General features: G+C 62.8%; 22 protein-coding genes and 2 tRNA genes. 8 read left to right on the plus strand and 16 right to left on the minus strand.

Annotated features, from left to right (window positions below):
• Positions 1-21: 21 nt before the first annotated feature.
• The 11 genes from KSAC_RS09445 to KSAC_RS09495 form a co-directional block, all read right to left on the minus strand.
• Complete coding sequence (locus KSAC_RS09445) at positions 22-771, minus strand: F0F1 ATP synthase subunit A (protein ID WP_102324937.1); 750 nt, start codon at positions 769-771, stop codon at positions 22-24.
• 12 nt (positions 772-783) lie between these two features.
• Entirely contained in the window at positions 784-1,125 is a 342-nt protein-coding gene (locus KSAC_RS09450; RefSeq protein WP_102324938.1) for an AtpZ/AtpI family protein, read from the minus strand.
• A gap of 124 nt (positions 1,126-1,249) precedes the next feature.
• Positions 1,250-2,026: a hypothetical protein gene (locus KSAC_RS09455; protein ID WP_102324939.1), complete on the minus strand. Its 777-nt coding sequence runs from the start codon at positions 2,024-2,026 to the stop codon at positions 1,250-1,252.
• Positions 2,027-2,122: 96 nt separating this feature from the next.
• Complete coding sequence (gene purH, locus KSAC_RS09460; protein WP_110546836.1) at positions 2,123-3,703, minus strand: bifunctional phosphoribosylaminoimidazolecarboxamide formyltransferase/IMP cyclohydrolase; 1,581 nt, start codon at positions 3,701-3,703, stop codon at positions 2,123-2,125.
• Between the two features lie 113 nt (positions 3,704-3,816).
• A complete protein-coding gene (locus KSAC_RS09465; RefSeq protein ID WP_132305199.1) occupies positions 3,817-4,629 on the minus strand; it encodes an aminotransferase class IV in 813 nt (270 codons plus the stop codon).
• Entirely contained in the window at positions 4,626-6,017 is a 1,392-nt protein-coding gene (locus tag KSAC_RS09470) for an anthranilate synthase component I family protein (protein WP_132305201.1), read from the minus strand. Before KSAC_RS09470 ends, KSAC_RS09465 begins: the two co-directional genes overlap by 4 nt.
• On the minus strand, positions 6,010-7,848 hold the full coding sequence (ptsP, locus tag KSAC_RS09475) for a phosphoenolpyruvate--protein phosphotransferase (protein WP_132305203.1): 1,839 nt from the start codon (positions 7,846-7,848) through the stop codon (positions 6,010-6,012). Before ptsP ends, KSAC_RS09470 begins: the two co-directional genes overlap by 8 nt.
• On the minus strand, positions 7,835-8,134 hold the full coding sequence (locus tag KSAC_RS09480; RefSeq protein WP_162900412.1) for an HPr family phosphocarrier protein: 300 nt from the start codon (positions 8,132-8,134) through the stop codon (positions 7,835-7,837). The genes ptsP and KSAC_RS09480 overlap by 14 nt, the downstream gene beginning before the upstream one ends.
• Complete coding sequence (locus KSAC_RS09485; protein WP_132305205.1) at positions 8,124-8,582, minus strand: PTS sugar transporter subunit IIA; 459 nt, start codon at positions 8,580-8,582, stop codon at positions 8,124-8,126. Before KSAC_RS09485 ends, KSAC_RS09480 begins: the two co-directional genes overlap by 11 nt.
• A complete protein-coding gene (gene rapZ, locus KSAC_RS09490; protein WP_102324945.1) occupies positions 8,579-9,550 on the minus strand; it encodes an RNase adapter RapZ in 972 nt (323 codons plus the stop codon). Before rapZ ends, KSAC_RS09485 begins: the two co-directional genes overlap by 4 nt.
• Positions 9,551-9,684: 134 nt before the next feature.
• Positions 9,685-10,128, minus strand: coding sequence for an HPr kinase/phosphorylase (locus tag KSAC_RS09495; protein ID WP_132305207.1), 444 nt, complete (start codon positions 10,126-10,128; stop codon positions 9,685-9,687).
• 86 nt (positions 10,129-10,214) lie between these two features.
• Between KSAC_RS09495 and KSAC_RS09500 the strand changes: the two genes are divergently transcribed.
• Positions 10,215-10,571, plus strand: a complete 357-nt coding sequence (locus tag KSAC_RS09500) for a RidA family protein (protein ID WP_102324947.1) — start codon at positions 10,215-10,217, stop codon at positions 10,569-10,571.
• A 58-nt stretch (positions 10,572-10,629) separates the two neighbouring features.
• Here the strand turns inward: KSAC_RS09500 and KSAC_RS09505 are convergent.
• Positions 10,630-10,705: transfer RNA gene (locus KSAC_RS09505), tRNA-Ala, on the minus strand.
• Positions 10,706-10,848: 143 nt separating this feature from the next.
• On the opposite strand from KSAC_RS09505, the gene KSAC_RS09510 reads away from it, so the two are divergent.
• Together KSAC_RS09510 and KSAC_RS09515 are read left to right on the plus strand one after the other, a co-directional pair.
• Positions 10,849-11,169, plus strand: a complete 321-nt coding sequence (locus tag KSAC_RS09510) for a YggT family protein (protein WP_102324948.1) — start codon at positions 10,849-10,851, stop codon at positions 11,167-11,169.
• A 96-nt stretch (positions 11,170-11,265) separates the two neighbouring features.
• A complete protein-coding gene (locus KSAC_RS09515; RefSeq protein WP_102324949.1) occupies positions 11,266-11,718 on the plus strand; it encodes a YjjA family protein in 453 nt (150 codons plus the stop codon).
• Between the two features lie 27 nt (positions 11,719-11,745).
• Here the strand turns inward: KSAC_RS09515 and hemJ are convergent, their stop codons facing one another.
• Genes hemJ through hemE form a run of 3 tightly spaced genes read right to left on the minus strand, consistent with a single transcriptional unit; the run spans position 11,746 to position 13,966 of the window.
• Positions 11,746-12,195 carry a protoporphyrinogen oxidase HemJ gene (gene hemJ, locus KSAC_RS09520; protein ID WP_110546831.1) on the minus strand — a complete coding sequence of 150 codons (450 nt, stop codon included), beginning with the start codon at positions 12,193-12,195 and terminating at the stop codon, positions 11,746-11,748.
• Positions 12,188-12,901 (minus strand): HAD family hydrolase, encoded by a 714-nt coding sequence (locus KSAC_RS09525; protein ID WP_132306214.1) that lies wholly within the window; start codon positions 12,899-12,901, stop codon positions 12,188-12,190. The genes hemJ and KSAC_RS09525 overlap by 8 nt, the downstream gene beginning before the upstream one ends.
• Positions 12,902-12,904: 3 nt before the next feature.
• Positions 12,905-13,966, minus strand: coding sequence for a uroporphyrinogen decarboxylase (gene hemE, locus KSAC_RS09530; RefSeq protein WP_110546830.1), 1,062 nt, complete (start codon positions 13,964-13,966; stop codon positions 12,905-12,907).
• A 406-nt stretch (positions 13,967-14,372) separates the two neighbouring features.
• Between hemE and KSAC_RS09535 the strand changes: the two genes are divergently transcribed.
• The 4 genes from KSAC_RS09535 (at position 14,373) to rfbD (ending at position 16,984) form a co-directional block, all read left to right on the plus strand.
• Complete coding sequence (locus tag KSAC_RS09535; protein ID WP_243705178.1) at positions 14,373-15,017, plus strand: Maf family protein; 645 nt, start codon at positions 14,373-14,375, stop codon at positions 15,015-15,017.
• A 99-nt stretch (positions 15,018-15,116) separates the two neighbouring features.
• Positions 15,117-15,192, plus strand: a tRNA-Ala gene (locus KSAC_RS09540).
• A 299-nt stretch (positions 15,193-15,491) separates the two neighbouring features.
• Positions 15,492-16,052 carry a dTDP-4-dehydrorhamnose 3,5-epimerase gene (gene rfbC / locus KSAC_RS09545; RefSeq protein ID WP_132305211.1) on the plus strand — a complete coding sequence of 187 codons (561 nt, stop codon included), beginning with the start codon at positions 15,492-15,494 and terminating at the stop codon, positions 16,050-16,052.
• Positions 16,049-16,984 carry a dTDP-4-dehydrorhamnose reductase gene (gene rfbD / locus KSAC_RS09550; protein WP_243705179.1) on the plus strand — a complete coding sequence of 312 codons (936 nt, stop codon included), beginning with the start codon at positions 16,049-16,051 and terminating at the stop codon, positions 16,982-16,984. The genes rfbC and rfbD overlap by 4 nt, the downstream gene beginning before the upstream one ends.
• Here the strand turns inward: rfbD and KSAC_RS09555 are convergent.
• On the minus strand, positions 16,976-18,409 hold the full coding sequence (locus KSAC_RS09555; RefSeq protein WP_102324955.1) for an MATE family efflux transporter: 1,434 nt from the start codon (positions 18,407-18,409) through the stop codon (positions 16,976-16,978). The genes rfbD and KSAC_RS09555 overlap by 9 nt on opposite strands.
• A 515-nt stretch (positions 18,410-18,924) precedes the next feature.
• Between KSAC_RS09555 and KSAC_RS09560 the strand changes: the two genes are divergently transcribed.
• Positions 18,925-19,128, plus strand: coding sequence for a hypothetical protein (locus KSAC_RS09560; protein WP_132305213.1), 204 nt, complete (start codon positions 18,925-18,927; stop codon positions 19,126-19,128).
• Positions 19,129-19,142 lie beyond the last annotated feature (14 nt).

Raw genomic sequence — 19,142 nt, forward strand, 5'->3', positions numbered from 1 at the left:
TGGAAGACGGCGTGCGACCCGTTAGTGGGCCACCGCCTCCCTCAGATAGATGCAGGTAAGGATGGCAAACACGTAGGCCTGCAGGGCACCCACCAGCAATTCGAGTGCCATCAGCGCGATATTGATGACCACGGGACCAACGGCGATCACATCACCGAAGAAGCCCAGACCGGCCAGCATGATCGTGAAGGCGGCAAACATGTCGAACATCACGTGACCGGCGACCATGTTTGCAAACAGACGGATCGACAGGCTCACGGGACGTGAAAGAAACGAAAGGATCTCGATCGGGATCAGCAGCGGGGCAAGCGCCTTGGGCGCGCCGGCGGGCATGAAGTGGGCGAAGAACTTCGCCCCCTGCACCTTGAGCGATACGATGATCGAGAGGCAGAACACCATCAGCGCCAGCGCCAGCGTCACGGCGATATGGCTGGTGAAGGCGAAGGAGAAAGGCAGCAGGCCGAGGTAGTTACCGGCCAGGATGAAGAAGAACAGCGTGAACACGAACGGGAAAAACGCCCGTCCTTCAGCGCCGATCGTATCGACCGCCATGTTGTAGATGAAATCGTAGCACATCTCGGCCGCGGCCTGGAGCCGTCCCGGCACCACGGCCGCCGGACGCATGCCCAGATACAGGAACGCCAGAACCACAATGGAGGCGACAATCATCATCATGGGGGACTGGCTGAACCGCAGGGATTCGCCAAGTACTCCCAGAACTGGATGGAGCTCGAACTGACCGAGCGCGTCGATGGATGATCCGGCCGCCAACTTCGTTCTTCCCTATATCCGTCCTGAGCCGTTATCCGGCCCGTCTGCCTTCGTGTTTATGGCATCGGGCCTGACAAGACGCCAGACATTAAGCACACCCGCCACACCCCCGAAAAGCGAGAACACGATAAGGAACCAGGGCTTTGAGTGCAGCCAGTGGTCAAGCCCCCAGCCCATCGCAACCCCGACCACAAGCGCCGATACGAGTTCCGTCCCGGCCCGGAGCACCAGCCCCAGATCGGACATCGTTCCACCGGTGGCCTGTTCGGCTGCCGCGCGCGGTTTGACGCGCTCACGGGCAGCTTCCAATCGCCGGTCAAAGGACTCGCCTGAAGGCCTGTTATCCTTATCCACTTCTCGCACCTCCCATAGGGTGCAGGCGCTAGCTAACGATGCAGCAATAACCTGTCAAGCAAGGGGCGGCAAACAAACGCCCCATCCCCGCATCTTTTTTATCGCGCATGCGTTGTCCGCCCCCTTATTCGGCGGTCGAACCACCGGGAATGACATCATAACCCGAACTGCCCGGAAACGCGCCGGGCGGCGGTGCGTCAGCGGGTTCGATATGGATGGCCTGACTGATATCCGGGCCGATTTCACGCGCGTTGATGGCCGTCCCGCGCTCACCGGCGACACCGATACCAATGGCATGCAGCGTGGCGCCCGGCCGCAGCCATGCGGCAAGGCGGGCGGCATTGGTTTCACCCACGTAAATCACGCTGTGATCCCGCATGATGACGCCCTGCACCTTGCCCTGCATGTCATATAGCGGGGCAAGGATCGTGCCATCGACCGGAACATCCGGCCCGATGCTGGGGGAATCAGATGGTGCGACAGCCGTGGCGGAACGGACATCGGCAATACGCTGCCCGCGTGGCCCGGTTACGGCATAGGCGCGCACGATGGGCCTGCCTACGCCCTTCAGCCCGGCTACCGTCACCTGCTCGCCGGGGCGGACGATGCCGGGCAGGCTGTCGCCCAGTTCGTGCGTACAGAAAACCTGCGTGCCATCAGCCAGCAGCAGGCCGGACACCTGCCCCGACGCCGTCAGGATATATTGCGTGACCTGACCCGTCGTGACCGGCAGGGGCGCGATATCGAATACCAGTGCGGGCTGCGCAACGGCTGGCGTGGATGGCGCGGGATGCTGCACGGCCCCTTTTCTGTCGGCTGCATGGGCGCTGCCGCCCACAAGGCTGGCTGCCACAAACACGCCCGCAAGAAGGCGGCAGGGGGAATGTCGATAAATGTCCATGCAGATACCCGTCTCTCATCTAGCCTGACCGGCATCTGGCCGGACCGTGTCATCTCATTCCATCCCTGCCATGCAGGCAAGGGCCGTGTGTTCGGATCAGTGCCGGAAATGGCGCATACCTGTGAACACCATGGCAATGCCCGCCCTGTCGGCTGCGGCGATCACCTCATCATCCCGGATCGAGCCGCCGGGCTGGATCACGGCGGTTGCACCGGCGGCGATGGCGGCTTCCAGCCCGTCAGCGAACGGGAAGAACGCATCCGACGCCACGACGCTGCCCTGGGTCAGCGGATGGTCGATACCGGCTGCGTTTGCGGCATCCGCGCTCTTGGTCGCGGCGATGCGCGCGGAATCAACGCGGCTCATCTGACCGGCCCCGATGCCAACCGTGCTCTGGTCCTTCGCATAGACGATCGCGTTGGACTTGACGTGCTTGGCCACACGGAAGGCGAAGATCAGGTCAGCCATTTCAGCCGGAGTCGGCGCACGCTTCGTCACCACCTTCAGCGCATCCGGCATGATGCGGCCGCTATCGCGCGTCTGGGCCAGGAACCCACCGGCTACCGAGCGGACAACCACCCCACCCTGCGCGGGATCGGGCAGGGCACCCGTCAGCAGCAGGCGCAGGTTTTTCTTGCGGGCAAGGATCTGACGGGCTTCCTCCGTTGCGTCGGGGGCGACGATCACTTCCGTAAACAGGGTGGCGATGCGCGCCGCCGCTTCAGCTTCCAGCGTGCGGTTCAGCGCCACGATGCCACCGAAGGCCGAAACCGGATCACAACGCAGGGCATTGTCCCATGCCTGCGCCTGTGTCGCCGCTGTCGCAACGCCGCAGGGGTTGGCGTGCTTGACGATCACGACCGCAGGCTCATCGAACTCGGCCACGGCCTCGAACGCCGCGTCGGTATCGTTGATATTGTTGTACGACAGGGACTTGCCCTGAATCTGGCGGGCCGTGGCGACACCGGGGCGGTTGCTGCCATCGGTGTAGAAAGCAGCCTTCTGGTGGGGGTTTTCACCATAGCGCAGGCTTTCGCGCTTCTCGCCCGCAACAATCATGCGCGGCGGCAGGATCTCGCCTTCCTGTCCGGCGAACCATGCGGCGATGGCGGCGTCATAGGCCGCCGTGCGGGCATAGGCCGCCCCGGCCAGCTTCGTGCGCTGGTCCAGCGTGGTGCCGCCATTTTCCAGCGCGGTGATGACATCGGCATACTGCGCCGGATCGGTCACGATCGCGACATGGGCGTGGTTCTTGGCTGCGGCGCGGATCAGGGCCGGACCGCCGATATCGATATTCTCGATGCAGTCCTCCGCCCCCGCGCCGGAAGCAACCGTGGCCTCGAACGGGTAAAGATTGACCGCGACAAGGTCGATCGGCGCGATCTGGTGCTCTTCCATCTGGCGGACATGGGCGGGCAGGTCACGACGGCCAAGGATGCCGCCATGCACCTGCGGCACCAGCGTCTTGACGCGACCATCGAGGATTTCCGGAAAACCGGTATGCTCCGACACGTCGCGCACCGCGATACCGGCCTCACGCAGGGTGCGGGCGGAGCCGCCCGTGGAGAGGATCTCGGCCCCATGGGCGACAAGGGCGCGGGCCAGGTCAAGCAGGCCGGTCTTGTCGGAAACGGAAATCAGGGCACGCCGAACCGGCACGGTCTTGGGGGGGGTCATCAGCGGGTGACCTTTCACGCAAGCTGGAAATGAGCCAATGCGGGTGGATTAGTCCAACCGCGCCGTCAGGGGCAATAAGCGAAATGCCATGACTGCCCTCTATGGGGCAGAAATCAGGGATAGACGCATGCCTGCACGGCCGTCAGCAGGTCGGGCATGACGGGCACGTCACGCCCATCAAGCATGTGGACGCCGCGCGCGCCCAGGCTGTTGACGGTAAGGATGGCCGTTGCCCGATGCAGCGCCAAGGGCGACAGGCGGCGGACATGCAGTAGCCCCGCATCCAGCAGGACGCCACGGGCGGTGCCGGGCAGTGCCCCATCGGTTACGGGCGGGGTGACAAGCTGGCCGTCAATGCAGGCCAGCAGCGTGCTGGCGCTGGTTTCCGCCACATATCCCGCGCGGTTGAGCATCAGGGCGTCATCGGCCCCCGCCCGTGCCGCCGCCATGCGGGCAAGGATGGAAGGCAGGTAATTCAGGCTTTTGATACGCGACAGGACGCTGTCCTCGTCACGTCGGTATTCCACCGTAACCAGCTTTACGGGGGTAGGGGGAACGACACCCGCCGAAGCCGTGATCAGCACGGTGGGGGTGCCGTCCACAGGTGGCAGCAATCCACGCGGCCCGGTCCCCCGCGTGCAGGTCAGCCGGAGCGAACCCGCCGTCAGATCGCAGGCCGCCAGCATTTCATGCACGCCTGCCGCAATGCGCTCCCGGTCGGGCGGCGCCAGCATGAGGGCACGCGCACCATCCGCCAGCCTGTCCATATGCCGGGAAAAATGACTTACCTGCCCATTGGCGACGCGCATGGTCTCGAACAGGCCATCGCCCAGCAGAAAACCACGGTCCGCCGGATCGATATGCGCCTGACCCGCTGGCAGAAGGCAACCGTTCAGCCATACCGGCAGGGCCGTGGGCACGGTCATGACGCAGGATCGCCTTCATCGGGCCGGGTGCTGAAAATACCCAGCAGGGCCGCGATTTTAAGCTGCATTTCGCGGTATTCCCGCATCGGATCGGAATCATACGTAATCCCGCCCCCTGCCGCGGCAATAATGTGGTTCCGTGTCATGACCAGCGAACGGATGATGACGGAACTATCCATTGCGCCATCACACCCGATCCACACCACGGCCCCGCAATAGGCCCCCCGGGCCGAGGCTTCCAGTTCATCGATTATCTGCATGGCCTGATGTTTTGGCGCGCCGGTAACAGACCCCGGCGGCAGGGTCGCGTCCAGAAGGTCAAACGCGTCGCATTCCCCGCGCAACTGCCCCGTCACTTCCGATACAAGATGATGCACATGGGTAAAACGCTCCACCCCGAACAGTTCGGGCACACCCACACTGCCCAGTGCGGCCACACGCCCGATATCGTTGCGCATGAGATCAACGATCATCAGGTTTTCGGCCCGTTCCTTCGCATCGTGGCGCAGGTGGCGGGCCAGACGTTCATCTTCCGCCGGGGTCAGGCCACGCGGCGCCGTGCCCTTGATGGGGCGTGTGCGTATCGTCCTTTCCGCATCGAGGGATAAAAACCGCTCGGGCGAGGCGCTGAGCAGCGCGCAGGTACCATCGCCGCCCAGAAACGCCCCGAAAGGCGCGGGAGACCCGGCACGCAGGGTCCGGTAGACATCAATTGCCGCAAGCCCGGCGGGGCGGTCCGCGCGCATGCGCCCTGTGATGTTGACCTGAAAGACTTCCCCCGCCGCGATCCGTTCAACCGTACGCGCCACGCTGGCCCTGTAGGCTGCACCATCCTGATCGGCCACAAAATCCAGATGTGGCAGCGCGGGCATATCCCCCGCCGGTGCGATCGCATCCCATTGCTGGCGGAGGTCCGCCACCCGTCCGGCGGGCATGGTCGTGGGGTCTGTTGCCGCCAGCCATGCTTCCTTCCGTTCACGATCCAGAACGAAGGCATGATCGTAAATGCCAAAGGCGGCTTCCGGCTCCCCCGCTTCGCCCTCATGCCGCGTGGAAACGCCCTCCATCCGCTGGCCCACGCCATAACCGATAAAACCGATGGCCCCACCGGCAAACGGGACCTCCACCGGGCAGTCCCCCGCCGGGACGCACAGACGCAGTTGTGTAGCCAGATCATGGGATGTGGCCGCACCATCCAGCCAGCACCTTCCGGCATGCTGGACAATCACATGCACCGGTTCACGGCACACGATCACCCAGCGCGCGCGCGGCCCCACCTCACCACCGCTGTCCAGACAGGCCAGCCATGGCTGGTGCCCCCATGCGGCCAGTACCCCATCCACGTCACGCCATGGCAGGGGGCATGCAACCGGCGGTGCCTTATTCATCCGCAGGCTGTCGCGCAGCAGCGGCGTAATCCATCAGCATGGTGCTGACCTCGCGCCCGTCGGCCGCTTCCAGCGCGCGACAGGCCATGCGGCGGCAGTCATCCATGGCCAGCGCCCGGATCGCACGTTTGACGCGCGGCACGGCGGAGGCATGCATGGAAAAGGACCGTATTCCCAACCCGACCAGCAGGGGCACCGCTATCGGATCGGATGCCATTTCCCCACACAGGGAAACCGGCCTGCGATGTCGCAGGGCCGCATCCGCCGTCATGCGCACCAGTTGCAGCACGGCGGGATGGAACGGATCATACAGCGCCGCGACATCCGTCGCCGCCCGGTCCGCCGCAAGGGTGTACATGGTCAGGTCGTTGGTACCGATGGCCAGGAATTCCGCTTCCTGCGCCAGTACATCCGCCATAAGGGCGGCGGCTGGCGTTTCGATCATGATGCCCAGGGGCGGCAGCGGGTCGGGTATCTCCACCCCCTTGCGCCGCAGCCTGCGTCCGATACGGGCATAGATGTCACGCGCGGCACGCAATTCCCCCACGGATGAGACCAGCGGCAGCATCACCCGCACCGGTCCCGCGCGGGCCGCGCGCAGGATGGCGGCAAACTGCGTTTCCAGCAGGCCGCGATGCTGCAGCAGCAGCCGGATGCCACGGACGCCAAGGGCGGGATTGGTATCGCCGCTTTCGCCAATCCCGGCACGCGACAGGGCATCGCTGTTTTTTTCGCTGCCCCAGTCCACCACGCGAATCGTCACCGGGTCCCCGGCCATCGCTTCTATCAGGGGCAGGTAGACCGCTTCCTGATGCAGTTCATCGGGCAGGGTTTCCGCATTCATGAACAGGAATTCGCTGCGCAGCAGTCCGATCCCCCCGGCGCCGGACTGCGCGATCATGGGCAGTTCGGCCGGGATTTCCAGATTGGCCTGCAGGGTCACGACCTCCCCGCTGGAAAGCCGGGCCGGAAGCCTGCGCAGGCGGCCCAGCATCTGGCGTTCGCGCGCATAGGCGGCGACATCGACCCGCGCGGCAGCTGCGGTGCGGGTGGACGGACGCACGATGACCTGCCCCGTCGTGCCATCCACCACAAGCCGCGTCCGCCGCCCAAGCTGTGCCAGCAGGCCATGGGCAGCCAGAACCGCCGGGATACCCAGCGCGCGCAGCAGGATGGCGGTATGCCCGGTGCTGCCCCCTTCTTCCGTCACCACGGCGGCGATACGCGACGGATCGATCAGGGCGGCATCGGCGGGGCGAAGCTGTTCGGCAACCAGAATGGCCCCGTCGGGCAGGGCGGAAAAAGAGCGGTAGGGCGTGCCGCTTAGGTTTCGGATCAGCCTGCGCCCGATTTCCCGAAACTCCCCTGCGCGGCGCCTTGCTGCCACCGCGTCTTCCCCTTCCGGGGCGGCCCTGCCGGGCGGGGCGAGCATGAAGCCTGCAAGCGCTTCGGTTTCCTGCATGACGGCGGCTTCGGCCACCATGCCCTGATCCAGTCGTCCCTCGATCCCGCGACGCAGGCGCGAAGGGCCAAGCATGCGCCGGTAGACTTCCAGCAGGGAACCGATTTCCACCTGCCCGTCCTCGGGCAGAAGGGCAAGGCGGTCATGCAGCCGACCAAGCTGGGCGACGGAGCGGCTGATCGCATCATGCAGGCGCGTGCGTTCATGGGCCGGATCGCAGTCGCGCCGTGCCATATCGACCGGCGGCGGGGCCGGTTCATGCGCGATCGCGGCATAACCGATCGCAACGCCGGGAGAGACAGGCTGACCTTCAAGCCGGATTTCACCTGGCCGCCCCCGACGCGCGGGGCGGCGTTCAGTCGTCTTCATCAAAGCCGGCCCGGACCAGCCTGAGCAGGGCCGACAGCGCCTGCGGACCCTGCGGCCCCTGGGTACGGATGCAGATCGTCTCGCCCCTGCCTGCCCCCAGCATCATGAGCCCCATGATGGAATGGCCCGAAACCGTCATGTCCACATGGATGACATCGACCGTAGCGTCGAATTTTTCCGCAACCGTCACAAACCGCGCGGCGGCGCGCGCATGCAGCCCGCGCTGGTTCACGATACGGGCCTGTGCTTCGTGCGACGTATCCTGCGCCATGCGATCAGCCACCATGACCGGCCACGCCATCGATCTGGCCCAGACAGTTCCCCGTACCGGACAGGCAGGCCGGCGGCAGGTGCGATGCGACCGATATGTACCGCCTGCCCGCTTCTTCCGCCCCGTTCAGGCAGTCCTGCATGCTGGCATGGCCGCGCATCTGCGCAAGCTTGACCAGCATGGGCATGTTCACACCCGTCAGCACTTCCACCCGGTCGTTCTGCAGGACGGATATCGCAACATTGGATGGCGTGCTGCCAAACATGTCGGTCAAAAGGATGACCCCCTGCCCGCTATCGACGGAGTCGATGGCTTCCAGCAACCCACAGCGACAGGTTCCGGGTAACGTCGCAGGGGTCACGTTGAACACCGTCGCCTGCCCCTGCGGACCCACGACATGTTCGAGTTCCCCCTTCAGGGTCTCACCAAGAATACCGTGCATGACAAACACAAGACCGATCATGTGTGGGCTGTCCGCTCCGTTGTCTCTGACAGTCCACGCGGGCGGTTGGCCCAGCGCCAGCTGCTGCGGCCCTGACGGGCCAGTTCACGATGCATGACCACGACCGGCCACGCGTCAGGGGAATGGGCATTTTCCGCCCGTTGCGCAAGCCTGCGCGCAAGCGCTTCGACAAGGGTGACGGAACGGTGCCGCCCCCCCGAACAGCCGATCGCGATGGTCGCGTATTTCTTTCCTTCGCGCACGAAGCGCGGCAGGACAAGGTCCAGAAGCCCCGCCATCCGGTCCAGGAATTCCTGATAATCGGGATCGCGCGCCACATAATCCGCAACCGCCGCATCCAGTCCGGTCATGGCAGACAGGGCTGGGTCGTAATAGGGATTGGTCAGGAAACGGGCATCGAACACCATGTCCGCTTCCCGCGGCAGGCCGGCGGGAAAGGCAAAGGACATCAGCGCCACGGTCAGCCCGTCCACACCGCCCGCCGACCATTCGCCAAACCGGGCTTCGACAAGCTGGCGCAGTTCCGGCGGTGGCAGGTCGGAGGTATCAATGACGACATCGGCCGCTTCGCGCAGCGGGGAAGTCAGCCGGATTTCAGCTTCGATCCCTTCCTTTACGGTGCCATGGGCTGCCTGCGGGTGACGCCTGCGGGTGGCGGTATAGCGGCGCAGGAGCACGCTTTCCTCCGCCGTGGCGTAGATCAGTTCGGCATTCAGCGCCGGATTGACGCGCAGCCGGGCAAGGGCGGCAAGCACGGCGGAAGCATCGAAGCCACGGGTGCGGGAATCCACCCCCACCGCCACGGGCCGTTCGGCGCGGGCCACGATTTCATCCAGCATGCCCAGTGGGGGATTGTCGATCACCTCATGCCCCAGATCCTCCAGAATGCGGAGAATCGAGGATTTCCCTGCGCCGGACAGCCCGGTCACAAGCAGGATACGACGCGGGAGAGGCGTATCTTCATGCATGGTGTCAGTCACGCAAAATCCTGACTTCTGTCAGCCATATGCCAAATGACAGATCGCTGTATCATGACGGGATCGAAACCTTTTCCTATTCTTATTGTCCCCTGAAAAGACAATCATGAAAAGTGGTGGCAGCATCACATCTGCCCTTCATCCAGCAGGTGCCTGTTCCCGGCGGTACAGTCCAGCACCAGCCCGATCCGCGCCACGGCGGATGGCAGTGCGGGATCAATAAAAAACTCCGGCAGGCCCGTCAGCCTGTCATGTCCGGGATGACCCGGCAGCCGGGGTGGATAGTCTGCTACCCCCACCAGTCGCGCGACCGCAGCCACCCGCACCCGCGCACGCCAGTCCATGCGTATGATCCCGATACCACGAACCTCCAGCAGGCCGGCAAGTTTCGGTGGCGCGCTGGCCCAGCCATCATGCAGGCAGACACGGTCATCCGCCACCAGATCGTAACCCGCATCGACAAGGCGCAGCAACAGGTCGGACTTGCCAGCCCCCGACGGCCCGGTCAGCAGAATGCCCTGCCCGCGCCGTGCGGCGCATGAAGCATGGATCTGGATCGGAACGGTCATAAATCAAGACTTATCCGAAAGCCGTCGTTTCGGGGAAAGAAAAATTTTTATGGACAAAAGATGACCATTTTGTGATTCTATGGGGGATGCAAGAAAATACGCCGTTTCGCCCGCCGCCAGAAATACAGATCCGGCACCTGACGGGTATCGACGCCCAGACCGGGCAGTTTCCGCCCGATGTGTTCGCCCAGATCCGGCAGGCCCTTTCCGTCGGAATCAGCAACCTGACCCGACAGGGCATGACGGCGCAGGATGTAACCCGTATCGTATTCATCCTGAGTGAAACCGAAGGGTTCAACGCCTGCTTTCCGCTCCTTCACGACCTGTTCGGCCGTACCTGTCCCGCGACCACGCTGCGGCTGGTCAGTCATTTCGACACGCCCGGCCAGCTTGCGGAAATCGAACTCATCGCCCTGCCGGAACACGAAGCCACGGACGCGTAAAATGCTGCCGCCATCCGGCGCGGTCATAACAGGCGATATATTTTTTAAGGAAAGGATGTGGTGGAGCTGAGGGGAATCGAACCCCTGACCTCCTCATTGCGAACGAGGCGCTCTCCCATCTGAGCTACAGCCCCACATCTTTGCGCGATAAATACCGTCCCTGCCCCGCAAGTCAAGGCCCATTTTCTGGTCCTGAACCTGTTTTCTGCCCGATCCGGCGACTTCATGACAGTTGTATGCGCACGCCACGGACACTAAATTCCATTTCCCGTCATCTATGAAAGTTGGCCCGTTGATTTCCATCATCTTTCAGCTGCTGTTTGAACTTATCCAGCTTTATACATGGGTCGTGCTGCTGGCCTGCCTGTTCAGCTTTCTCATCGGTTTCGGCATTCTGGACCCGCGCAACCAGATTGTCTGGAAGATGTCCAATTTCCTGTACCGCATGACCGAACCGGTGCTGCGTCCGATCCGCAATATCCTGCCGAATGTGGCCAACATCGATCTCAGCCCGCTCGTGCTGCTTCTGCTCATCCAGTATGTGTTGATACCGGTGATGGCCAAAATCTATGGCATGCTGATGCTTGGGGTCGCCTGACCCGCCGCGACCCGTTCCCGCGGCCCGTAGGGAAAGACGGGCAGGACCATACCGGCCCTGCCATTCCCGCGACCGTGATCTGAGGAGTTATATCACATGAAGACATCAAACCGTTTCCTGGCCCTGCTCGCCGCCCTGCCGGTGGCCGCGGCCCTGTCGGGCACGCCCGCGCATGCGCAGGGTTTTGGCGGCCTCGCGGGCGGTGGCTCGTCGGGTGGACTGGGTAATGCGGCGGGACTGCTTTCGGGCAGCGGGCTGAACGTTCCCTCCGTTTCCTCCCTCGCCCCTTCCAACGTTACCGGCCTGCTTGGCTACTGCGTGCAGAACAACTACCTGCAGGGCAACAGCCCGACCACGCTGCTGTCCTCGCTCAAGCAGAAGGCGGGCATGGATACCACCGGCAGCCAGTACACCAACGGCCAGAAGGGTATTCTGGATACGGGCACCGGCAATACCTTCTCCCTGTCCTCGCTCAGCGGGAACCTGAAGCAGAAGGTCAGCACGAAGGTCTGTAACGCGGTCCTGAAGCAGGGTTCGTCCCTGCTCTGATCCGTGGCTGCTGTTGTCCGCCTGTTTTCAGAACGGGCGGACAACAACCATGATGACAATGATCATCATGAGAACGGTCGGCACTTCATTTGCGATACGATAGAACCGTTCGGTATGGGTATTGCGATCATTGGCGAAATCCCGCCGCCACCGTCCGCAGGCCCCGTTGAAACCCGCCAGTGCGATCACCGCCGCAAGCTTGGTCATCCACCAGCCTGCATGCCAGTCCACCAGACCCGGAATGCTTGCCAGCAGGCCACCGAATACGAAGGTGCTGATCATGGCGGGCAGCATGATGAACCGCTGCAGCCGGTATTCCATGCCCTTGAAACGTTCGGATTCCGCTGATCCCACCGCCACCTGGCAGTGATAGACGAACAGGCGGGGCAGGTAGAACACGCCCGCCATCCACGCGATGAGCGAGATGATATGGAAGGCCTTGATCCACAGCATGAAGGGGATCAGCACTTCAGCCATTTCCGTTCGCATCCCCCCGCTGGCTGGCCATGATCTGGCGCAGCAACGGCACGAATTCATCCAGATGCGCGATACGCAGCAGGCCCGGCCATGACGGTGCGGGCAGTTCGGCGGAGCGCAGCAGCACGCAGCCCATGCCGGCGCTACGTGCGGCACGGGCGCCGGTTTCGGTATCTTCCAGCACGATACATTCGCCCGGCGGCACGCCCTGTGCCTGTGCCGCCGCGAGATAGACCGCCGGGTCCGGCTTGGGACAGCCCATATCACGTGCGGAGTGGATGCACGTTGGCACGATCAGGGCATCCAGACCGGTCCGGCCAAACTTCGCCTCCATTTCCTGCACCGAGGAGTTGGAGCCGATGCGGTAGGGCAGGCCAAGTGCGGCCACGCCACGCAGCATGGCGGGCGCGCCTTCTATGGTTTCAGCCTCATTGCGCATGAGGGAGACAAGGTTGCGCTGCATCTGCGCGGGCCAGTCGGCCGGCAGGGTAATGCCCTCCGCCTGTTCGATCTCATGCTTGAGCGCGGTCAGCGCATGCCCCGCGAAACGGTGGACCGCGTCCTCGTCGCTGATCGTGCGCCCGTGTTCACGTAAAGAGCGGGCGATCATCCGGCATGACGGCCCCTCACTGTCGATCAGGACACCGTCACAGTCAAAGATGACCAGCTTGAGCGCGCCATCGGGGCGCAGGGCGGCAGGCAGCATCATTCACACATCCCGGATGGTCTTGATCAGGTCGCCGACATGCTCGGGCGGGGTGGCGGGAATGACGCCATGGCCAAGGTTGAACACATGCGGCCGTCCCTTCATGGCGTCACGGATGGCGCGGGCTTCGGCGCGCATGCCTTCCCCGCCAGCCAGCACGCGGATCGGGTCGAGATTACCCTGAAGCACCAGCGTATCAGGCACCTGCGCGGCCACGGCCTTCATATCGGCCCCGGTATCGAGCGCCATGGCGTTCACGCCGGTCTGATGCCCGTATTCAATCGCCATAAGCCCGCCAAGACGTGGGAAGCCGATAACAGGCGTGCCGGGATGGCGCGACCTGATGATTTCGGTAATCCGCCGCGCAGGTTCGATGACATGCCTGCGGAACTGCGACGGTGGCAGCAGGCCGGACCAGCTATCAAACAGCATGACCGCTTCCGCGCCCGCTTCGATCTGGGCGCACAGCATGTCAGCCGTCGCGGTGGTCAGCAGGTCTATCAGCCGATCGAAGAAGGCCGGGTCGGTATAGGCAAGCCTGCGGGTTTCCTCGAACTCCCGCGAGCCATGGCCTTCGACCATGTAGCACGCCACGGTGAACGGTGCGCCCGCGAAACCGATCAGCGTGACCTGTCCCGGTCTGGCCGGACCGATTGCTTCCGGCCCGTCCACGATCCTGCGTAGCCGCTGAAGGGTTTCCATGACCGGCTCGATCGCTTTTGTGACCCGGCCGGGATCAAGCCGTTCCAGATCCGCCTGTGAACGCACCGGTCCCAGCACAGGCCCCCTGCCGGGCACGAAATCAAGCGACTGACCCATTGCCCAGGGCAGGATCAGGATATCCGAAAACAGGATCGCGCCATCCATGCCGAAACGGCGGATGGGCTGCAGCGTGATGTCTACCGCCATGTCCGGCGTCATGCAGCGTGTCAGGAAGTCCGCTTTTTCACGCAGGGCCCGGAATTCCGGCAGGAACCGGCCCGCCTGTCGCATCAGCCATACCGGAGGCGGCCATGTTGCCTCTCCCAACAGGGTAGCGAGCAGGGGTTTGCGTGTTTCAGTCATCGATCCGTCGTTCTGTTTCGTTGTGGCCGGACTATCTCGTACTTTCCCGCCGACGGATAGCGGGCAGGCGCGATGCGCGCGCTCCTTTCAAAACAATAAAAGAAAAGAGAAAGAAAATTTTTGATGTGCTTTAAGTGCTGTGGATGACGGGGTACCCGCACTTCCGAAAATGTACCCCACTTTTCCCACAGAGTGTACAGTTTCCGACTCCAAGGATTCCCGTGGGTCGGGAGAGTTATCCAGATTGTACCGACATAAGCCTGTGTACAACCCACCGCGTCTGCAGGTGTACCCGTTGTCCACGGTACTCGGTACGGCGCAGAACTGTTTGGAGTACTGTCCCCATGTACCCCAGTACTCGAACGCGTCGAATTTCATGTTTCATTTCATCAGTACGGAGAAGGTGATGCCGGGCGACTCGAATTTAGTACTAAAGACGCATCCGTTACAGGCGGAGTCGCCCCCGATAGTACTGGCCAGCCGTTCAGCCGCCCGCCGCGCCCTGCTGGAATCGGCGGGTCTTTCGGTGACATGCCGCGCGGCGGAGGTGGATGAACACGCCATCCGCCAGCATTGCCGTGAACAGGAAATGGATGCCAGCCAGACCGCCCTCGAACTCGCCCGCGCCAAGGCGCGGGCGACACGGGCTGATCCGGGTGCAGTCGTGATCGGCGCGGACCAGATGCTGTCCTGCGCGGGGGAATGGTTCGACAAGCCCGAAAACCTTTCGGTCGCGCGCTGCCACCTCCGCACCCTACGGGGAAAGGCCCATATGCTGCATACGGCGGTGGTGATGATGCGTGATGGCCGCGAAACATGGCGCCATGTCGCGTGCCCCGTGCTGCATATGCGCGCGTTCAGCGATTCTTTTCTGGATCGTTATCTGGCGATCGAAGGGGATGCGATTCTGTCCTGTGTCGGCTGTTACCGGCTGGAAGGGCCGGGCATTCACCTGTTTTCCCGTATCGAGGGCGATCACGCCGCCATCCTCGGCCTGCCATTGCTGCCCCTGCTGGATGCGCTCAGGGCCGATAATATCATCATGCGATAAATCGGTTTGCGGGGGGTTGCATTGCCCGGAACTAATGGTTATACCCCGCGAACCGAACCACGGTTGGCCAGAATAGATGGCCACGCGGGTTGGAATAGTGGGGCCATAGCTCAGTTGGGAGAGCGCCTGAATGGCATTCAGGAGGTCAGGGGTTCGACTCCCCTTGGCTCCACCAGATTCCTTATCTGGTACCCCCTCTTCAAATAAAAATCAGTCTTTTTCAGCCCCTTATGCTGTCGCGTATGGGGCCTGTTCCATTTTGGCCTTAATCAGTTCGTAACATGTATCGCGTTAAGACTGCTTTTCAGGACAACGTGATGGAACCCCGGTGTTTTCGCACGGGGGAACAGGCAAAGAGCGGATCGGTATGCGGATTTTTACCCAGTTTGGACGGGCGGGTGATCAGGGCGTCTTTTCTACCCTGACAGTCGATCACGCGCGGCACTGCCAGCGGCATGCGCCGGGGCATGCATCATGAAGGTGGAAACACTGCCCCTGGACGGGCTGCTGCTGCTCACTCCACCGCGTTTTGAAGATGAGCGTGGTTTTTTCAGCGAGACCTATAATGCCGCCACCCTGGCGGAAATCGGCATTACCGCGCCCTTCGTGCAGGACAATCACAGTCTTTCACGCCACAGGGGGGTGGTGCGGGGGTTGCACTGTCAGGTTCCGCCCTGTGCGCAGGGCAAGCTGGTGCGGTGCACACGGGGTGCAATCTGGGACGTAGCGGTTGATGTGCGCATGGGATCACGGAGCTTCGGGCAGTGGGCCGCCGTTACCCTGAGTGCGGAAAACGGCAGCCAGTTCTGGATTCCCCCCGGCTTCCTCCATGGTTTCTGCACCCTGGGTGACGATACGGAGGTGCAGTACAAATGCACCGACCTGTGGGACCGCGCCTGTGAACGCAGCGTGCGCTGGAATGACGAGAGTCTGGGCATCGACTGGCCCGTCAGCGACTGTCAGGCCATCGTGTCCCCCCGCGATGAACAGGCCCTGCCGTTTTCCAGTGTCATTGACTGGTTCGTCCTGCCATGACCGGACCGGGCCGGCGCATGGTATCCCGTTCGGGTTCGCGTATTCTGGTCACGGGCGGTTCGGGCCAGCTCGCCACGGCCCTGATGCGGCGCGGGGGGGCTACGGTTACCGTAGTGGGGCGCCCGCATTTCGATTTCAGCCTGCCGGATACCGTCGTGCGGACCATGCAGGAAATCCGGCCTGACCTTGTTATCAACGCCGCCGCATGGACGGCGGTGGACGCGGCGGAAGACCAGCCCGGCCCGGCCCGGCAGGTCAATGCCGAAGGGCCGGCCCTGCTTGCATGGCTCTGCGCGGGGCAGGCCGTGCCGCTGCTGCATGTTTCCACCGATTATGTCTTCAGTGGCCTGAAGGGCCACCCCTATACGGAAGAAGATGCCCCCGACCCCCGCAATGTCTATGGCCACACCAAGGCGGAGGGGGAAAGAGCGGTCCTGCATGCCTGTGCGCATGCGATGGTATTGCGCACGGCATGGGTTTACGGGGCGCGGGCAGGGAATTTTGTCCACACCATCGTTCATGCCGCGCGAAAGCGGCCGCATTTAAAAGTGGTGGCGGACCAGTGCGGTAATCCGACCTGTGTGGAGGATCTGGCCCATATCCTGCTGCATATCGCCCGACGGATACTCAAAGCGGGCTGGCAGCCCTGTTACCGGGGCATATTCCATGTTGCGGGACAGGGCAGTGCGACATGGCATGAACTGGCCTGTGCCGCACTGGATCATGCGGCCCGGCATGGCCACCCTGTGCCGCCGGTCCTGCCTGTTGACACCACGCAGTGGCCCACCCCGGCTATGCGGCCCGTGGATACGCGGCTCGACTGCACGCGGCTGGGGCAGGTATTCGGCCTTGAACTGCCCCACTGGCGCGACAGTATCGGCCCTGTCATCGGTGCGATGCTGCGGGGCGTCACCGCCCCCGTTTCACGCTGAATGGTCCAGTTCATCCAGTTCGATCATCCCGGCCTCGCCACTTTGCGGTGGGGGAATGACGGGCATGGCCTGTTCGGTGGCCCTGTCACCGGGATGGAGCCGCCGGACCACGCCAAAGGCTGTCATGACGGCATATGAGCCGAACAGCACGCAGCCCAGAACCTGCCCTACCTGCACGCCCGCAGGCCCGAATTTCATGCCCACCCATACAAACGGAATGGTGCCCAGCGTCGCCCGTCCCCAGTTGAACAGGGTCGAATACAGGGGGCATCCAAGGTTGTTGAACGCGGAATTGGCCACGAACAGCATGCCGATGAAGACATAACCGGCAATGGTCCAGTTGCAGAACAGGTGGATCAGCATTGCCGCCGTTCCCTGCGCCGAGAATACGCGCACCACCAGATCCTGTGTCAGGAACAGGATCATCCATGTCAGCGCAACGCAACCTGCAACCAGCCATAGCGATGCTACAAGGGTTTCGCGCACGCGATCGAGTTTCCCCGCCCCCAGATTTTGCGACATGATGGGACCAACCGATCCCGTCAGCGCAAAGACGAAGGCGAAGGCCACCGGCACGATGCGTTCGATGGTCGCCTGCCCGGCCACTGCCGCCAGCCCGAAACCCGCCATCGCATGCGTTACGAACACGCTGCCGACGGGCGTTGCAAGATTGGTCAGGATGGCGGGCATCGCAACCTGCGCCACCAGTCTGGTATCGCTCAGCACATGGGTACGGACCGGCCTGCCGAACAGGCCATGCTGACGCACGCAGCGAAAGCCGACCAGAGCCACGATCGCGCGCGACACGATGGTGCTGATGGCGGCCCCTTTCAGCCCGAGGCCCAGCCCAAGAATCATTACCGGATCGGCAATGGCCGATATGATCGCCCCCATCAGCGTCACGTTCATGGAAATGCGCGCCGCCCCGATTGCACGCAGCAGGCCCGAACATCCCATGCCCACAGCAATCAGCGGCAGGCCGGGGGAGACGATTTCAAGGAAAACCGTCGCCTGTCGCGCGGCCTCCCCCTTTGCGCCCAGCAGGATCAGCAGCGGACCCGCCAGCCATGCGGTGGCGATGCCGATCAGCAGGCACAGCCCGACCATGACGATGCCGAAGGAGGATGCGACCCGCTGGGCCTGTTCAATCCGGCCCGCGCCGATCAGTCTGCCGCTGATCGCCCCGATCCCGATGGACAGGCCGATGGAGACCGCGATCTGCACATAGCTCACCACGCCCGCGAAGCCGATTGCCGCGGTCAGCGCCGGGTCACCCAGCCAGGAAATGTAGAAAAGGTTCAGCAGATCGACGACAAAGACAGCCATGAGGCCAATGGCCCCCGTCCCTGCCATGACAACGACGTGGCGGACAATTTTCCCTGTGCAGAATGTCGCATGTGGTCGGGTTGTGGGTTGTCCCCCCATCGGGTGTCCTGTCTGCTGCAGGGCGGATGATGTGGCCGGGCCTGCGGTGATCCGTCCCCTGTATGATGCGGGGCAATGAATGTCGGCACAAGGCCCTTGTAGCCCCTGTTTTCCGGGGCGCGGGAGACAAATGACGCGCTGTTCTTCATATACTTCGGGTTGATTGTGCGGTGCAAAATAAACATATGAATTGTGCAGTGCAAAAAAAGTAAAATTCCTTTTTTATTTATATTTATTGTTGACGTTTGAAAATAAGAATGGCATACATAATCACATGAAGCCTGCTGGCTTCCATAAATACCAAGAATAGCCGGTATAAATGCCGGACAGGATACAGTGCCAATGCACGGTTGTCCTACTGGCGGGGTCCCCCTTGTGGGGACCCTGTTTTTTTGTGTGGCGGAAAATGGCGGGGTGCCATCCGTCTTTTACGTATCTTGTCCGCGCGGGCTTTCTCTACCCTGCAACGGGTTCCTGAAGTTGCGGGAACCATCTCGTTTAGGGAGGAAGACCCGATGTCCAGACTGACAGCGGCCGAACGTGATGCCTTGCCGGATTCAGCTTTTGCCCTGCCCGGCCGACGTTACCCCATACCCGACGCCCCTCATGCGCGTGACGCCCTGGCGCGGGCCAGTGAAATGCTGCATCGGGGGGATCTGACACAGCAGGACTATGACACGGTGGTCGCCCGCGCCCATGCCGTGCTGGAAAACGAATAGCCGTACATGAAAAA

This window comes from Komagataeibacter saccharivorans (genome assembly GCF_004348195.1).
GTDB lineage: Bacteria > Pseudomonadota > Alphaproteobacteria > Acetobacterales > Acetobacteraceae > Komagataeibacter > Komagataeibacter saccharivorans.

What these genes read in the sequence shown, in the direction of transcription:
- hemE (WP_110546830.1), bottom strand. Translation starts at nt 13,966, where the DNA reads ATGACTGAAACACGCAAACCCCTGCTCGCTACCCTGTTGGGAGAGGCA.
- KSAC_RS09535 (WP_243705178.1), top strand. Translation starts at nt 14,373, where the DNA reads ATGCCGGGCGACTCGAATTTAGTACTAAAGACGCATCCGTTACAGGCG.
- KSAC_RS09500 (WP_102324947.1), top strand. Translation starts at nt 10,215, where the DNA reads ATGCAAGAAAATACGCCGTTTCGCCCGCCGCCAGAAATACAGATCCGG.
- KSAC_RS09480 (WP_162900412.1), bottom strand. Translation starts at nt 8,134, where the DNA reads ATGGTGGCTGATCGCATGGCGCAGGATACGTCGCACGAAGCACAGGCC.
- KSAC_RS09455 (WP_102324939.1), bottom strand. Translation starts at nt 2,026, where the DNA reads ATGGACATTTATCGACATTCCCCCTGCCGCCTTCTTGCGGGCGTGTTT.
- KSAC_RS09470 (WP_132305201.1), bottom strand. Translation starts at nt 6,017, where the DNA reads ATGAATAAGGCACCGCCGGTTGCATGCCCCCTGCCATGGCGTGACGTG.
- purH (WP_110546836.1), bottom strand. Translation starts at nt 3,703, where the DNA reads ATGACCCCCCCCAAGACCGTGCCGGTTCGGCGTGCCCTGATTTCCGTT.
- KSAC_RS09465 (WP_132305199.1), bottom strand. Translation starts at nt 4,629, where the DNA reads ATGACCGTGCCCACGGCCCTGCCGGTATGGCTGAACGGTTGCCTTCTG.
- KSAC_RS09495 (WP_132305207.1), bottom strand. Translation starts at nt 10,128, where the DNA reads ATGACCGTTCCGATCCAGATCCATGCTTCATGCGCCGCACGGCGCGGG.
- KSAC_RS09485 (WP_132305205.1), bottom strand. Translation starts at nt 8,582, where the DNA reads ATGATCGGTCTTGTGTTTGTCATGCACGGTATTCTTGGTGAGACCCTG.
- hemJ (WP_110546831.1), bottom strand. Translation starts at nt 12,195, where the DNA reads ATGGCTGAAGTGCTGATCCCCTTCATGCTGTGGATCAAGGCCTTCCAT.
- KSAC_RS09525 (WP_132306214.1), bottom strand. Translation starts at nt 12,901, where the DNA reads ATGCTGCCTGCCGCCCTGCGCCCCGATGGCGCGCTCAAGCTGGTCATC.
- KSAC_RS09515 (WP_102324949.1), top strand. Translation starts at nt 11,266, where the DNA reads ATGAAGACATCAAACCGTTTCCTGGCCCTGCTCGCCGCCCTGCCGGTG.
- rfbC (WP_132305211.1), top strand. Translation starts at nt 15,492, where the DNA reads ATGAAGGTGGAAACACTGCCCCTGGACGGGCTGCTGCTGCTCACTCCA.
- rfbD (WP_243705179.1), top strand. Translation starts at nt 16,049, where the DNA reads ATGACCGGACCGGGCCGGCGCATGGTATCCCGTTCGGGTTCGCGTATT.
- KSAC_RS09510 (WP_102324948.1), top strand. Translation starts at nt 10,849, where the DNA reads ATGAAAGTTGGCCCGTTGATTTCCATCATCTTTCAGCTGCTGTTTGAA.
- KSAC_RS09560 (WP_132305213.1), top strand. Translation starts at nt 18,925, where the DNA reads ATGTCCAGACTGACAGCGGCCGAACGTGATGCCTTGCCGGATTCAGCT.
- KSAC_RS09555 (WP_102324955.1), bottom strand. Translation starts at nt 18,409, where the DNA reads ATGGGGGGACAACCCACAACCCGACCACATGCGACATTCTGCACAGGG.
- ptsP (WP_132305203.1), bottom strand. Translation starts at nt 7,848, where the DNA reads ATGAAGACGACTGAACGCCGCCCCGCGCGTCGGGGGCGGCCAGGTGAA.
- rapZ (WP_102324945.1), bottom strand. Translation starts at nt 9,550, where the DNA reads ATGCATGAAGATACGCCTCTCCCGCGTCGTATCCTGCTTGTGACCGGG.